General features: G+C 66.7%; 16 protein-coding genes. 9 read left to right on the top strand and 7 right to left on the bottom strand.

What is annotated here, in order from left to right:
- The first annotated feature begins 4 nt into the window (after positions 1–4).
- Complete coding sequence (locus AC1DKR_RS07500; RefSeq protein ID WP_363734279.1) at positions 5–973, top strand: LysR family transcriptional regulator; 969 nt, start codon at positions 5–7, stop codon at positions 971–973.
- A 334-nt stretch (positions 974–1,307) separates the two neighbouring features.
- A complete protein-coding gene (locus AC1DKR_RS07495) occupies positions 1,308–2,216 on the top strand; it encodes a LysR family transcriptional regulator (protein WP_033832746.1) in 909 nt (302 codons plus the stop codon).
- A gap of 104 nt (positions 2,217–2,320) precedes the next feature.
- On the opposite strand, the gene AC1DKR_RS07490 is transcribed toward AC1DKR_RS07495, so the two are convergent.
- Both AC1DKR_RS07490 and lepB read right to left on the bottom strand, forming a co-directional pair.
- Positions 2,321–3,577 (bottom strand): MFS transporter, encoded by a 1,257-nt coding sequence (locus tag AC1DKR_RS07490; protein WP_478032060.1) that lies wholly within the window; start codon positions 3,575–3,577, stop codon positions 2,321–2,323.
- 120 nt (positions 3,578–3,697) lie between these two features.
- Positions 3,698–4,324, bottom strand: a complete 627-nt coding sequence (lepB, locus tag AC1DKR_RS07485) for a signal peptidase I (protein WP_478032058.1) — start codon at positions 4,322–4,324, stop codon at positions 3,698–3,700.
- Between the two features lie 233 nt (positions 4,325–4,557).
- Here lepB and AC1DKR_RS07480 point away from each other — a divergent pair, with 233 nt between their 5' ends.
- On the top strand, positions 4,558–4,959 hold the full coding sequence (locus AC1DKR_RS07480; protein WP_032978120.1) for a hypothetical protein: 402 nt from the start codon (positions 4,558–4,560) through the stop codon (positions 4,957–4,959).
- Positions 4,960–4,962: 3 nt separating this feature from the next.
- Positions 4,963–5,409, top strand: a complete 447-nt coding sequence (locus AC1DKR_RS07475) for a hypothetical protein (RefSeq protein ID WP_025875822.1) — start codon at positions 4,963–4,965, stop codon at positions 5,407–5,409.
- Between the two features lie 125 nt (positions 5,410–5,534).
- On the opposite strand, the gene dcp is transcribed toward AC1DKR_RS07475, so the two are convergent.
- The 3 genes from dcp to arfB form a co-directional block, all read right to left on the bottom strand.
- Entirely contained in the window at positions 5,535–7,691 is a 2,157-nt protein-coding gene (gene dcp / locus AC1DKR_RS07470) for a peptidyl-dipeptidase Dcp (RefSeq protein WP_025875824.1), read from the bottom strand.
- Between the two features lie 111 nt (positions 7,692–7,802).
- Positions 7,803–8,405 carry a lysophospholipid acyltransferase family protein gene (locus tag AC1DKR_RS07465; protein ID WP_025875827.1) on the bottom strand — a complete coding sequence of 201 codons (603 nt, stop codon included), beginning with the start codon at positions 8,403–8,405 and terminating at the stop codon, positions 7,803–7,805.
- A 4-nt stretch (positions 8,406–8,409) separates the two neighbouring features.
- A complete protein-coding gene (gene arfB, locus AC1DKR_RS07460) occupies positions 8,410–8,841 on the bottom strand; it encodes an alternative ribosome rescue aminoacyl-tRNA hydrolase ArfB (RefSeq protein ID WP_025875829.1) in 432 nt (143 codons plus the stop codon).
- 134 nt (positions 8,842–8,975) lie between these two features.
- On the opposite strand from arfB, the gene AC1DKR_RS07455 reads away from it, so the two are divergent.
- Positions 8,976–9,494, top strand: coding sequence for a DUF2059 domain-containing protein (locus AC1DKR_RS07455; RefSeq protein ID WP_032978115.1), 519 nt, complete (start codon positions 8,976–8,978; stop codon positions 9,492–9,494).
- Positions 9,495–9,570: 76 nt separating this feature from the next.
- Here the strand turns inward: AC1DKR_RS07455 and AC1DKR_RS07450 are convergent, their stop codons facing one another.
- Both AC1DKR_RS07450 and AC1DKR_RS07445 read right to left on the bottom strand, forming a co-directional pair.
- On the bottom strand, positions 9,571–10,314 hold the full coding sequence (locus AC1DKR_RS07450) for a pseudouridine synthase (RefSeq protein ID WP_478032056.1): 744 nt from the start codon (positions 10,312–10,314) through the stop codon (positions 9,571–9,573).
- Between the two features lie 152 nt (positions 10,315–10,466).
- A complete protein-coding gene (locus AC1DKR_RS07445) occupies positions 10,467–11,048 on the bottom strand; it encodes an O-methyltransferase (protein WP_363734364.1) in 582 nt (193 codons plus the stop codon).
- Positions 11,049–11,357: 309 nt separating this feature from the next.
- Between AC1DKR_RS07445 and AC1DKR_RS07440 the strand changes: the two genes are divergently transcribed.
- The 4 genes from AC1DKR_RS07440 to AC1DKR_RS07425 are packed head-to-tail and all read left to right on the top strand — an operon-like array spanning position 11,358 to position 14,491.
- The gene (locus AC1DKR_RS07440) at positions 11,358–11,969 is read left to right on the top strand and encodes a PIG-L deacetylase family protein (protein ID WP_312786673.1); all 612 of its coding nucleotides are present in this window, start codon (positions 11,358–11,360) and stop codon (positions 11,967–11,969) included.
- Complete coding sequence (locus AC1DKR_RS07435; protein WP_223487170.1) at positions 11,969–13,108, top strand: glycosyltransferase family 2 protein; 1,140 nt, start codon at positions 11,969–11,971, stop codon at positions 13,106–13,108. The genes AC1DKR_RS07440 and AC1DKR_RS07435 overlap by 1 nt, the downstream gene beginning before the upstream one ends.
- Positions 13,095–13,700, top strand: coding sequence for an LbetaH domain-containing protein (locus AC1DKR_RS07430; RefSeq protein ID WP_394196925.1), 606 nt, complete (start codon positions 13,095–13,097; stop codon positions 13,698–13,700). Before AC1DKR_RS07435 ends, AC1DKR_RS07430 begins: the two co-directional genes overlap by 14 nt.
- 5 nt (positions 13,701–13,705) lie before the next feature.
- Positions 13,706–14,491: a YaiO family outer membrane beta-barrel protein gene (locus AC1DKR_RS07425; protein ID WP_312786675.1), complete on the top strand. Its 786-nt coding sequence runs from the start codon at positions 13,706–13,708 to the stop codon at positions 14,489–14,491.
- The last annotated feature ends 2 nt before the right edge of the window (positions 14,492–14,493 follow it).

Below are 14,493 nucleotides of genomic sequence, written 5' to 3'. Positions count from 1 at the left end.
CGCCATGACCACACGCACCTCGCCAAGTCCTCGTTTTTCCTACAAATCCGATCGGCTGAAGCCGCTGCGCGCGTTCTGCCAGACGGTGCGCCTGGGCTCGGTCTCACGGGCGGCTGAGGCACTTTTCGTCAGCCAACCGGCCATCAGCCTGCAGTTGCAGGCGCTGGAGCGCGAGCTGGGAGTCCCCCTGTTCGAGCGCAGCGGCCGGCGGCTGGTCCCCAGTCGCGAGGGCCAGCTGTTGTATGAAATGGCACAGCCGCTCGTGGAGAGCCTGGACGGCTTGGAAGCGCGCTTCCGCGACAAGGTGCGCGGGCTGGACGCGGGCGAGCTGAACATCGCCGCCAACAGTTCGACCATCCTGTACCTGCTGCCGAAGATCGTCGAACGCTTCCGCCAGCATTACCCTGACGTACGCCTGACCCTGCACAACGCCATCAGCGCCGACGGCACCGACCTGCTGCGCGAGGATGCCGCCGACCTGGCGATCGGCTCGATGACCGATGTGCCGGCCGACCTCAGCTATGCGCCGGCCTACCGTTTCGAACAGGTCCTGATCGCCCCGCATGACCATCCACTGGCCAGCGGTGGCGAGCTGGAACTGGCCGACATCGCCCGTTACCCGCTGGTGCTGCCGCCAAAACGGCAGATCACCTACCGGCTGGTGGACCAGGTGTTCCAGCGTCACCGCATCGCCTACACCGTTGCGCTGGAGGTGGGCGGCTGGGAAGTGATCAAGCAGTACGTGGCGATGGGCATGGGCATTTCCATCGTGCCGGCGCTGTGCCTGAACGATGCTGACCGCGAACGGTTGGCCGCACGGTCGATGAAGCGCTGGTTCCCGGAGCGGAGTTATGGGGTGATCGTGCGGCGCGGCAAGGCGCTGTCGGCGCAGGCGCGGGCGTTCGTCGAGTTGATCCAGCCGGAGCTGTTCAGTCCGCGCGATTACGACCAGAGCGGGCATTCGGAGCGGTAAGGGGTGTCGGCAGGGCTGCGCCCTGCACCTGCCGAAGCAACGTCAACTGCAACGGCAACGGCAACGGCCTGCATTCCGTGGATGGCGGGGTGGTGTGGGTGGGCAGGACACGCCGTAAACCCTTCCCTGGGGGCTCGATGGCGCCATCCATGGCGCCAACGGTCCTGCCTACCCACACCACCCCGCCTCTGACAGATTCCTGCGATCTGTCGGGGTCGGATCCCGTTGCTGCGCAACGGGCTCTGACCCCTGCTTGGTAGGGATCGAAAACTTCGGTAGATCCACGCCATGCGTGGATGGGGACTCGTGGGGTCGGGCTGGATAGACTGCATGCATGTCCATCGAACTCCGCCATCTGCGTTACTTCCTCGCCGTTGCCGATACCCTGCACTTCGGCCAGGCCGCCGAGCGGTTGGGGATGTCGCAGCCGCCGCTCAGCCAGCAGATCCGGCAGCTGGAGGAACTGATCGGTGCGCGCCTGTTCGTGCGCAGCCACCGGCGTGTGCAGCTGACGGCTGCGGGGGAACTGTTGCAGGAACGTGCGCGCAGCATCGTGCAGCAGGTGGAATCGGCGGTGGATGAAGTGCAGCGCGCGCAGCGTGGCGAGCAGGGTGAGCTGCGTATCGGCCTGACCCGGGCCACGCCGTTGTCACCGCAGATTCCGCGTTCGATCCTGCAGTACCGCCAGCAGTATCCGCAGGTGCGGCTGCAGTTGAGCGAGATGAACACCCTGCAGCAGATCGACGCGCTGCTCGATGGCAGCCTGGATGTGGGCATCATCCGCAAGCGCACGCTGCCGGCCGAGCTGGTGGCGCACAGCCTGTTCGTCGATCCGCTGGCGTTGATCGTGCATGCCGACCACCCTGCCCTGCGTCGCCTGTCGAAAGGCGGCACGCTGGCGTTGCGTGATCTGGCGCAGGAACCCTTCGTGGCGTTCCGCCGCAGCGCCGGAGCAGGCATCCATGACCACATGATCGCGCTGTGTGCGGCGGCGGGCTTCACGCCGCGCATCGTGCAGGAGGCCGGTGAGGCTTCGACGCTGATCAGCTTGGCCGCTGCGGGACTGGGTGCGGCGATCCTGCCTTCGTCGTGCGACCACATCCGGGTGGAAGGTGCGCGCTTCGTGCCGCTGGCCGATGCCGGCGCGCATTCGGAAGTGCAGTTGGCGTGGCGCCGCGAGGGGGTGACGCCGTTGATCCGCAATTTCGCCGGGCTGCTGCGCGAGGCGTTTGCGGAAAGCTGACCCGACCGGTGCCCGGTAGTGCCGGCCGCTGGCCGGCAACTGCACGATGCTTGCGCAGGTCACGAGGTTGCCGGCCAGCGGCCGGCACTACCCTTTGCAGGAAGTCAGGCGGTCACCGGCTGCGGCGCGCGCTGCTGCAGCGCCCACACGATGCCACCGCCGATCAGGGTCAACAGCGCGGCGAATGCGCACACGCCCAGCCAGTCCCACGCGGCATAGGCCAGACCACCCACGCCGCCCAGCACGCTCGAGCCCAGGTAGTAGGCAAACAGGTACAGCGCCGACGCTTCCGCACGCATCGAACCAGCACGACTGCCGACCCAGCTGCTGGCCACCGAATGGCCACCGAAGAAACCGAAGGTCACCAGCGCGATGCCGACCGCCATCGCCGGCAGCCACGGCATCGCCAGCAGCACGATGCCGGCGGCGATCAGGCCGAAGGAGATCGACAGGATGCGACCGCGCCCATGGCGCGTGGCCTGCTGGCCCATCCACGCCGAACTGAAGGTGCCGACCAGATACACGCTGAAGATCAACCCGACCACGGTCTGGCTGAGGTGGTACGGCGGCGCCAGCAGGTGGTAACCGAGGTAGTTGTAGAGGGTGACGAACACACCCATCAGCACGAACGAGGTGGCGAACAGCCACGGCAGGCCGGGATCGGCGAACAGCGTGCGCCAGCGCGCGGGCAGCTGGCGCAGGCCACTGCGACTGGCCTGGAAGTGGCGCGACGGCGGCAGCTGCAGCCACAGCAGCACGGTGCTGGCCATGGCGATGATCGAGACCACGCCGATGCCCCAGCGCCAGCCCCAGTGGTCGGCGATGATGCCGGCCAGCAGGCGCCCGCTCATGCCACCGATGGCGTTGCCGCCGATGTACAGGCCCATCGCCAGGCCCAGCGCGCGGCTGTCCATCTCTTCCACCAGGTAGGTCATCGCCACCGCTGGCACACCGCTCAACGCCAGCCCCAGCAGGGTGCGCAGCACCAGCAGCGTGGCCCAGTCGTCGACCAGTGCGGTGCACAGCGACAGCGTGGCCGACGCCAGCAACGCAACGATCATCAGCGGGCGCCGGCCGACCGCATCGGACAGCATGCCCGCCAGCAGCACGGCCACGGCCAGGGTGCCGGTGGTCAGCGACAGCGACATCGCGCTGCCGGCAGCAGACACACCGAAGTGGCGACTGAACTCGGGCAGCAGTGGCTGCACCGTGTACAGCAGCCCGAAGGTCGAAAAGCCAGCCAAAAACAGCGCCAGCGCGGTGCGGCGGAAGGCCGGCGTTCCCTGCTGGATGCGGGTGTCGACGGGAGCGTCGTCAGTACGGGGACGGTCGGCGAGGGCCGCCGGAGTATCGCCAGTCATGGGAGCGGTGGGCCGTGGGGGCGGCCGGATTGGAGGGGACGGGCCCCAGACTAGGCCCGTCCATCCAGTCGATCCATAACCTGATAGGTCATGATTGATACTTCTGGCATATCGATAAGCTTACAACCGCTGCCACTCCAAGCCGTCGCCGCGGCGGTAGTACACCGCCACCGCGCGGCCATAGATCTTGTCCGCATCGACGAAGCCGAAGAAGCGACCGTCGAAGCTGTTGCCACGATGGTCGCCCAGCACCAGCACCTTGCCGGTGGGCACCTGCAGGTCCGCGATGTCCGGGCCACCGCCGCTGTCCAGATCGAGGCTGGCGCGGCGCTCTCCGAAAGCTTCGGTGTCGGCCAGGTCAGCGATCTGCAGCGGCTGGCCGTTGATGCTCAGGTGGCCATCGCGCAGCTGCACGTGGTCGCCGGCTACTGCGGCCACGCGCTTGATCAGGCGGGTGCCGTCGGCCGGTGAATCGAACACGGCCACCTCACCACGCTGCGGCGTGCCGGTAGCCAGCAGTTCCTGGCTGGTGAACGGCAGGCGCAGGCCGTAGGCGCGCATGTCCACCACCACCCGGTCACCCGGTTGCAGCGTCGGCTGCATCGAACCGCTGGGCACGACGTAGTGATTGGCGAGGGTGTCGCGGGCGGCAGCGAGCAGGCCCAGCATCACCAGCAGCGGCAGTGCCTCCTTCTTCAGCCAGGTGAGCGCGCGCTCTGGGAACGGCGGACGGGCTACAGCATCCATGTCAGGCTCCGGGTGGTGGGTGGGCGTCAGACCGCAAGGGAAGGCGTGAGGTTCCCGGGCATCATGCCGGTCTCCATGCCCGTGCCGATCAACGGTCGGCATCCACCGGGTGCATTCCGGCCGGACGTTATGAAGGTTTTACGCCCGGGCCGGGCACCGGGCATCGCACCTTTACGGCCCCCACGCGCATCGTGTGCCTACCGCGCCGCAGGGCGCTTTGCGCAAGGTGTTGTATGACCCTCCTGGTGATCCGGCATGCGTCGCCGTCGGTGCCGCGTCCGCTGCTGCCGGCCGAGTTGTCCGGCCATCCGGTGCTGTGCACCGACTGCGCCAGCCTGGCCGATGTGCGCCAGTGCCTGTGCCAGCCGCAGGCGCGCACCGCGGACTGGGTGCTGCTTGATGTCGGCGTCGCCGACGAGGCGCAATGGTGTGCCGAGGGTGGTGCGCTGCAGGCAGCGCTGGACGGTCTGCCGGCGGAGTACATCGAACTGCAGTCGCCGCACCAGCCCGGTCTGGAGGCGCGCCTGCGCCTGCAGCACGGCCCGGCCGCCGTGGTGGTCGACCAGCGCAGCCAGCAGGCGGGTTATCCGCTGTCATTGGCCATCGTCAGCCGTCGCCTGGCACGGGAGGGCTGAGCCATGTCGATCTTCATCATCCGTGGCCCGGAAGCGGCTGGCGCGTTGATCCGCACCGCCGCGCCGCTGCCGGCGCCGGTACTGAAATCACTGGTGCACCGCGCGATCGATGCGGGCACCAGCGTGGCGATCCGCGCCTGCGGTTCGGAGCAGGAACTGCTGGACGCGCTGCGCGTGGCCGATCACAGCCGTGGCGAGGTGACGCTGCTGGATCCGGGCGCATGTGCCGACAGCCTGCGCCTGCAGCGGCTGCTGCCGTACCTGCACAACGCGTACGTGGAGGTGCATGACGATGGCGCGGTGGCCGAGCCGTGCCTGCCGGCTGGCGTGGGCCAGCGCCTCGGCATCGCCGCCGGGTACGGCGCGCAAAGCTATGTACTGGCGCTGGATATCGCGCTGGATCACCTGGGGTTGGCCGAGCAGGCGAACCGGGTGCATGTAGGGACGTGATGGCCTGCTCTTGGTGGGTGTCGACCTTGGTCGACACATGGATCCACGCCATGCGTGGATGAGCAGCACAACGAAAAACGGCGGGGTTGCCCCCGCCGTTTTTTCTTTCGTACTTCAGGCCGCGCTTACTTCAGGCCGCGGAACTTCAGCAGCGGCTCCACCGACGGGTCCTTGCCGCGGAAATCGCGGTACAGGGTCGACAGCTCCACGCTGTTGCCGCGCGAGAGGATCTTGTCGCGGAATTCCTGGCCGTTGGCGGCGGTCAGGCCACCGTGTTCGGTGAACCACTGGTAGGCGTCATGGTCCAGCACTTCCGCCCAGAAGTAGGCGTAGTAGCCGGCCGAGTAACCGCCACCCCAGATGTGGTCGAAGTAGGTGGTGCGGTAACGCGGCGGCACCTGCGGCAGGTCGACCTTGAACTTCTTCAGCGCGCTGGCTTCGAAGGCGCCGACATCCTGCAGCGGGGCATCGGCCTTCTGCGTGTGCCAGGCCAGGTCGAGCAGTGCCGCCGACAGGTACTCGGTGGTCGCATAGCCCTGGTTGAAGCTGCGCGCCTTGAGGATCTTGTCGACCAGTTCCTGCGGCATCGCTTCGCCGGTCTTGTAGTGCTTGGCGTAGTTGGCGAACACCTTCGGGTCCAGCGCCCAGTGCTCGTTGAACTGCGACGGGAACTCGACGAAATCGCGCGAGGTGGCGGTGCCGGCGATCGACGGGTACTTCACGTTCGAGAACATGCCGTGCAGTGCATGGCCGAACTCATGGAACATCGTGGTGACGTCGTCGAAGCTGATCAGCGCAGGCTGGCCAGCGGCCGGCTTGGTGAAGTTGCAGACGTTGTAGACCACCGGCTTGGCACCGGTCAGGCCGTCCTGTTCGACGAACACGTCCATCCAGGCGCCACCGGACTTGCTGTCACGCTTGAAGTAGTCGGTGTAGAACAGGGCCAGCGAGGTGCCGTCCTTGTCGAACACTTCGTACACCTTCATGTCCGGGTTGTAGGTCGGAATGTCGGTGCGCGGCTTGAAGGTGATGCCGTACAGCTGGGTGGCGGCGTAGAAGACGCCGTTCTGCAGCACGTTGTCCAGCTCGAAGTACGGCTTGATCTGCGACTCGTCCAGATCGTACTTGGCCTTGCGCACCTGCTCGGCGTAGAAATCCCAATCCGAGGCGGCCACCTGGAAACCACCCTTCTGGGCGTCGATCACCTTCTGGATCTCACCGGCTTCGGCACGCGCCTTGGCGGTGGCGGCAGGCACGGTGTCGGTCAGCAGCTTCAGTGCGGCCGCCGGGGTCTTGGCCATCTGGTCGCCCAGCTGGTAGTCGGCGAAGGTGTCGAAGCCGAGCAGCTTGGCCTTCTGCGCACGCAGCTGGGCCAGGCGCTGCACGGTCTGCCGGGTGTCGTTGGCATCGCCACGCTCGGCACGGGTTTCCGAAGCCTTCAGCACGGCGGCGCGCTGGTCGCGGTCGGTCAGCGAACCGAGCACCGGCTGCTGGGTGGTGTTCTGCAGCGGCAGCAGGAACTTGCCATCCAGCTTGCGGTCCTTGGCGGCGGCGGCGGCATTGTTGACCGCGCCCTCGTCCAGGCCAGCCAGCTTGGCCTTGTCGTCCACCACGACCGCAGCAGCGGCGGTTGCAGCCACCAGGCGGGTGTGGAACTGGGTGGACAGCGTGGTTTCTTCCACGTTGAGCTTGCGCAGGCTCGCCTTGTCGGCGTCGGACAGCTGCGCGCCGGCGCGCACCAGGCCGTCGTAGTAATGCTCGACCAGGCGCTTCTGCACCGGATCCAGGCCCAGCGTCTCGCGCTGGTCGTACAGCGACTTCACGCGCGCGAACAGCTTCGGATCGAGGTTGATCTCGTCCTGGTGCGCGGCCAGCTTCGGCGCCACTTCTTCCTGGATCTTCTGGCGGGCATCGTTGGTGTCGGCCTGGACCAGGCCGAAGAAGATGCGCGACACGCGGGTCAGGGTCTCGCCGCTGCGCTCCATCGCCACGATGGTGTTGTCGAAGGTGGCCGGCTCGGCGCTGTCGGCGATCTTGCGCACGTCGGCCAGATGCTGGCGCATGCCTTCTTCGAAGGCCGGCAGGTAATCGCTGTCCTTGATCTTGTCGAACGGCGGTGCCTGGAACGGCAGGCTGCTGGCGGTCAGCAGCGGATTGGTGGAGGCTTCGGCCGGCTGCTGGGCCGGTGCATTCTGGGCTTCGGACACGGGGGTGGACTCCTTGCCGGAACAGGCCGCCAGCGCCAGGCTGATGGCGGCGGCCAGGACTACGGTACGCGACATGTAAAACGCTCCTTGGGCAGACGGTACGGGATGGCAGCCGTCCACCCTACTCCTGTCACGGGCGCCCGGCATGTGCCGGACGTGGCGTCTACGCTGCCGGCGGCGGCCGGCTCAGACCGTGCCGCGGGTCTTGCCGATCCAGGGCCGGTAGAACTCGCGGATGGTCGCCATGTCTGCGGCATCATCGCCGGTCGGCGTGAACAGCGGGCCGATGCCGATGGTCTTTTCCGGGTAGTGGAAATACGCGGCCAGAATCGGCACGTCGGCCATCCGCGCAATCTTCAGGAAGCCGGCCTTCCAGTCCTTCACGGCCTTGCGGGTGCCCTCGGGGGTGATGGCGAACCACATCTTCTCGTTGTTGCGCAGCAGGTCCACGGCCTGGCCGACAGTGCCCTGCGGCGAGCTGCGATCCAGCGGGATCACGCCCAGCTTGTGCAGCAGCGGGCCCAGTGGCCACCAGAACAGCGAGGCCTTGCCCAGCACCTTCACTTTCATGCCCAGTGCGATCTTGGCGGCCATGCCCCACAGCCCGTCCCAGTTGGACGAATGCGGAGCGATGATGAAGACCAGCCTGGGGACGTTCGGCAGCGTACCGGTCACTTTCCAGCCGCCCATGCGCAGCGTGCAGCGCGCCAGCCAGCGCAGGAAACGGTTGGGCTTGACCTGCGGCATGTTCGGCGGAATGGCCGGCAGCAACGGCGTCGGGTTGTTCAAGCAATCACTCCCAGTCACGTGATGAGCGCCCGCGCTTGATCTGCGCGCGCCCGCGTTTGGCGTCCAGACGACGCAGTTTCGACCCGAAGGTCGGCTTGGTGGCCTTGCGTGGTTTGGGCACGCTCAGCCCGGCCTGGATGAAGGCCGCCAGCCGCTCGCGCGCATCCTCGCGATTGCGATCCTGGGTGCGGAAACGTTGCGCGTCGATGACCAGCACGCCTTCGCCGGTCATGCGCCGGTCGCGCCGCGCCAACAGGCGCTCGCGCAGCGGCTCGGGCAACGAGGGCGAACCGGCCACGTCGAAACGCAGTTCCACCGCGGTGGAGACCTTGTTGACGTTCTGGCCGCCGGCACCACTGGCACGCACGAAACGCTCGACGATCTCGCCGTCGGGGATTTCAAGCTGCGCGCTGATGATGACCGGTCCACTGCCCATCCGCGCATTGTAGCGGCAGCCGCGTTGCCGTGGCTGCCATCACGCCCCGTATGCCGCCGATCAGGCACCGAACACGCCGCCTTCGCCTTTGCCGGGGGTATGCTTGCCATCCCGTGTACTGCAGGACGCTCCGCATGATCCGCTTCGTTCCCTCCCTGTTGCGCCGCGCGACCCTGCTGCTGGTGCTGGCCGCAGCAAGCGCGCCGGTGCTGGCCGCAGCCCCCACCGATGGCGACATCAACCGCCTGCTGTCGGCCTCGCGTGCGCAGAGCATGATCGACACCATGCTGCCGCAGATCGAAGCGATGCAGCAGCAGCAGTTCCAGCAGGTCGCCGCACAGCGCAAGCTCAACGCCCAGCAGCAGGAACAGCTGCAGCGCATCCAGGCCCGTACCAGCCAGACCCTGCGCCAGGCACTGTCGTGGCAGCAGCTGCGGCCGATGTACGTGGACCTGTACAAGAAGACCTTCAGCAAGGAAGACGTGCTGGCCATGGCCGAGTTCTACGAGAGCCCGGCCGGCCAGAGCCTGCTCGACAAGACCCCGGCGCTGATGCAGAACGTGATGGTGGCGATCCAGACGCGCATGCAGCCGCTGTTCGCCGATCTGCAGAAGGATCTGGAAGCGATCGTCAACGAGCCGGAAAAGAAGTGAGGTAGTGCCGGCCGCTGGCCGGCAACCTCTGGACTTCTGGAATCGCACAGTTGCCGGCCAGCGGCCGGCACCACCCTCAGGCGTCGACGACCTGCCAGCCGAACAGGTCCAGCGCCTTCTGGAATTCACCGTCGACCGGCGCGCACACATCCACCGTGCCACCATCCGGATGCGGAAAGCGCAGGCGCTCGGCGTGCAGCAGCATGCGGTGCACACCCTGCATGCGGAAGTTGCGGTTGTGCCGGCCATCACCATGGCTGGTATCACCGATCAGGTGATGTGACAGGTGCTTCAGATGCCGGCGGATCTGCCGGAAGCGCCCGGTCAGCGGCTGGCAGCGCAGCAGCGCATAGCGCGAGCTGGTGAACTCGCCCACCGGTACCGACAGTTCGCCGGTAGCCAGGCGCTGGAAGTCGGTGACCGCCGGCTTCTTCACCGGCTTGCCGGGACCGCCGTCCAGGTCGTGGTCGACCTGCCACGCCTCCTCGGCCGGCCAGCCACGGCAGACGGCCAGGTAATCCTTGCTTACCTCCCCGCCCATCAGCGACTTGCCCAGCGCACTGGCCGTATCACGGTCGAAGGCCAGCAACAGGCAGCCGCTGGTGGCGCGATCCAGGCGGTGGACCAGGAAGATCGGCCGGCCCAGCTGCTCGCGCAGGCGATCGGCGAGGAAATCATCTTCGCCACGGGCCAGCTTGCTGTCATGGACCATCAGCCCGGCCGGCTTGTTGACCACGGCCAGCCGTTCATCCAGGTGCAGCAGCTGCAGGGGCGCGGTTTCAATCTCGACCGCGGCGAGGGTGTCAGGTTCGGTGCTCACCGCGCGATTATCCGGATGACACGCTGAATAGGGTAGTGCCGGCTGCTGGCCGGCAACGTCGACGTCGAGGTCGCCCGATGACTGCGGTTGCCGGCCAGCGGCCGSCACTACCGCACCAGGCCAGCGACCCGTGCTACCGGGGTGACGCCCGGTCAGGTGTTGCGCAGCGCCAGCAGTTCGCCATTGCCCACCGGCACCAGGCTGGTGGTGAACGCCGCGTCGGCGGCCAGCAGGGCGCGCAGCGGCGCCATCTCACCGGCATGCGAGGTGGCGTTGTCGACCACCAGCAGGCCGCCGGGGCGCAGTACCCGACGCAGTTGCGGCCACCAGCCCGCGTACTGCCCGCGATCCGAATCCAGGAACAGCAGGTCGATGCAGCCCTCGTCGGCCTGCGCCAGCCACTGCCCGGCATCACCGTGGACCAGGTTGATGCGCTCGCCCAATCCACTGCGGGCGAAATTCGTGCGGGCCATCGCCACCTTGTCGGCGGCGAACTCCAGCGTGGTTACGTGGCCGTCGATGGCAGCGGCGGCCTCGGCCAGCCACAACGTGGAATAGCCGTTGGACGTGCCGATCTCCAGCACGCGCCGTGCGTTGCCGAAACGCACCAGCACCGACAGCAGTTCACCGGTGTCGGCGGTGATGTTGAGCATGCGGCGGTCGCGCTCGGTTTCGCGCGCATCGTTGCTGGTGCCGAAGCGGGCCAGTTCATCCTTCAGTGCAGCCAGGTCCATCGGCTCGATCTCCGCGGTACGGGCAATCGCCGGATGGCGATGCGCCAGCACCATTCTCGCTGCTTCCACAGCGCGTGTCCGTATCCGCGCATTGACGTCATCCACCTCCTATGGACTCCACCGTCAACAGTCGGTGGCGGACGCTGCACCTGTCCTTCTCGTTGCGCAGCAAAGCCTGGGGGGAGCGTCGACACATTTTCGTAATTTTCTTAGTCCCTGTTTCACCGGGCCATTGCGATAGTCCGCGCCCGCAGCAGTGCATTCAACGCATCTGCCGCATTTCCCCTGGATTCCCGCAAGGACATGGCCATGGCCCACGACATCCTGGCAATCGGCGCCCACCCTGATGACATCGAACTGGGCTGTGGCGGCAGCTTGGCCAAGCTCGCCTTCGCCGGCGCCCGCATCCATGCCCTGGTACTCAGCCGGGGTGGACGCGGTTGTCGCGATGGCGCTGATCGCAGCGACGAGTCGCATCGCGCGCTGCGGCAACTCGGCGCCCGGCAAGTGCTGCAGCATGATTTCCCGGATACCTGTTTCCCGTCCTGCCGCAACGCCATCATCAGCGCCCTGGAACAGGCGTGCGAAGCCATCCAACCGCAACGCGTCTACACGATGTGCGGTGAAGACCATCACCAGGATCATCGCACCGTCCATGAAGCCTCGATCGTCGCCTGTCGCAGCGTCCCGCAGATCCTGTGCTACGAAAGCCCAAGCACGCTGCCGCAGTTCGCACCGCAGGTGTTTGAAGACATCAGCGTGCAGTTGGAGCTGAAGATCCGCGCACTACGCGAACACGCCAGCCAGGGCGATCGCCATTACATGCAGGAAAGCCACCTGCGCTGCCATGCCCAGTTCCGCGGCCAGCAGGTGGGCATCGGCCCCAGCGAGGGCTTCCTGCCCCATCGGCTGGTGCTGTGATGAAGACCCTGCTGTTCCTGGCAATGTGCGCCTTCATCGTCGTGCGCCTGCTGGTCCACGCAACGCGCAGGCCCAGCGGGCAGCTGCGCAGCATCGATGCGATCGTGCCGGCCTACAACGAAGCACCATGCCTGCAGCGTTCGCTCACCGATCTGCTGCAGAATCCGTACATCGCGCGGGTGATCTGCGTGAACGATGGCTCCACCGATTCCACCGCGCAGGTGTTGGACGCACTGCAGCTGCAATGGCCGGGGCGACTGCTCGCCGTGCACCAGTCCAACACGGGCAAGGGCGGCGCGTTGATGCACGGGCTGCAGCATGTGGCCACCGCCCAGGTGTTCCTGACCGATGCTGACACCCGCATCGATCCGCGCAGTACCGGCCTGGGCCACCTGCTGGCGGAAATCGAACGGGGTGCCGACGCAGTGGGTGGTGTGCCATCGTCCTGCCTGCAGGGCGCCGGCTTTCTTCCGCACGTGCGGGCCAGCCTGAAGCTGCCGATGATCGTCATCAAGCGCAGCTTCCAGCAGTGGCTCGGCGGAGCGCCGTTCATTGTCTCCGGCTCCTGCGGGCTGTTCCGCACCAGCGTGCTGCGCAAGGTAGGTTTTTCCGACCGCACCCGGGTCGAAGACCTGGACATGTCCTGGTCGCTGGTGGCCCAGGGCTACAAGGTGCGGCAGAGCATCCGCTGCGTGGTGTACCCGCAGGAATGCAGCACGTTGGTGGAGGAATGGCGACGCTGGCGGCGCTGGATCGTCGGCTACGCCGTATGCATGCGCCTGCATCGGCGGTTGCTGCTGACCCGCTTCGGGCTCTTCAGCATCCTGCCGATGATCCTGCTGGCGCTGGTGGGGATCGCCGCTGGGCTGCAGGTGGGATTTGGCGCCGCTACGGTGCATGGCCCCGCTGGCCTGGTAGTGGCGATGGTGCCGCTGGTCTGGATCGGCATCGTGATGGCATTGGGTGTGGTCAGTGCCGTGCACCACCGGCGTCCATGGCTGGTACCGGCCGCAGCGTTCTCCGTGCTGTATGTGCTGCTGGCCTATGCGGTCTGGCTGATCCACGGACTGAAGGGGCTGTTCACCGGCCGCGAGCCCGCACGCGACAAGCCAACGAGGTATCCGCATGTGGTGGAGTGAACTGGAAGCAATGGCCAGCGAACTGGCATTGCTACAGCCCCACCTCGATCCATGCGCGGACATATCGCCACAGGCCACGGTACGCGGCGCGGTGAGTGTCGGCGTCGGCAGCCGCATCTGCCACGGCGCCCACATCCAGGGTCCGGTGTTGATCGGACGCGACTGTCTGATCGGCAATCATGCGCTGCTGCGTGGTCCGCTGCGTATCGGCGATGGCACCCGCATCGGCTTTGCCAGCGAACTCAAGAACGCCGTGGTCGGCCAGCGGGTCAGCATCGGTCCGCAGTGCTTCATCGGTGACAGCCGCATCGACGACGACGCGTATCTTGGCGCTCTCGTACGCACAAGCAATCACCGCCTCGACGGCGCGTCGATCGCCGTGCATGTCGATGGCCAGATCGTCGACAGCCAGCGCGACAAGCTCGGCGCATGGATTGGCGAAGGCGCGGCGCTGGGCGTCGGCGTGATCATCCTGCCCGGTCGCATCGTCGCACCGGGCAGCCAGTTCGGTCCGCGGATCACCGTGGAACGGAACCTGCCCGCAGGCCGCTATCGCCTGCTGCAACACCTGCATTCCCAACCCCTGGAGTAATCACCATGCGATTCATCAATCGTGGCGTACTGCCGTGCGCCCTGCTGCTGGCCGCCGCCAGCGCCCATGCCGGCGTCGACCGTGTTTCCCTGCAGCTGGACCACACCGATTACAACGAAGGCTTCGGCAAGCGCGACGTGCAGACAATGGATGTGGCAGGTCGCACCGGCGCCAGCCGCTGGCACCTGGGCCTGGCCCACGGCGAGCGCGATTACGGCACTTCGCGCTACAGCGGAAACCGGGTGCAGGGTTCGTTGCATCACGACTGGTCAGCCACCGTCGCCACGCGTACGTCGGTGATTGCGTCCAACGACGATCCGGTCTTCGTCAACCGCCAGATCAACCAGGACATGCTGTGGAAGGTGGCCGGACAGACCGTGCTGAGCGTGGGCGGCAAGTACGCCGAGTACCACGGCAGCGGCTACGTGAGCGGCTGGTCGGTGGGTGCTTCGCACTACTTTCCGCGGGTGATGGCCTCGATCAAGCATGAGCGCCATCGCCAGTCCAACGGCCCCGACGGGTACGGCACCACCGTTTCGCTACGGCTGAAAGATGCCCAGGGGCGTGGCTCGACCCAACTGTGGCTGGGCAGCGGCACCTCCGGCTACAGCGCCGAGGCCGATCCGCTGTTGCTGCGCGAGCACGATGCCCGGCGCGTGTTCCTGCGCCGCAGCCAGCCGCTGGGAGAGCACCTGGTACTCGACGTCGGGCTGGGCAAGACCTGGCACAAGACGCGCCTGGATCGTTTCCAGAGCCTGCATTCGCAGGTGGGCCTGGGCTACCGCTGGTAAGC

It is taken from the genome of Stenotrophomonas sp. 01N47 (genome assembly GCF_056399165.1).
Note: the sequence above shows the minus strand (reverse complement) of the source record. Positions and strands in the feature narration are given on the sequence as shown.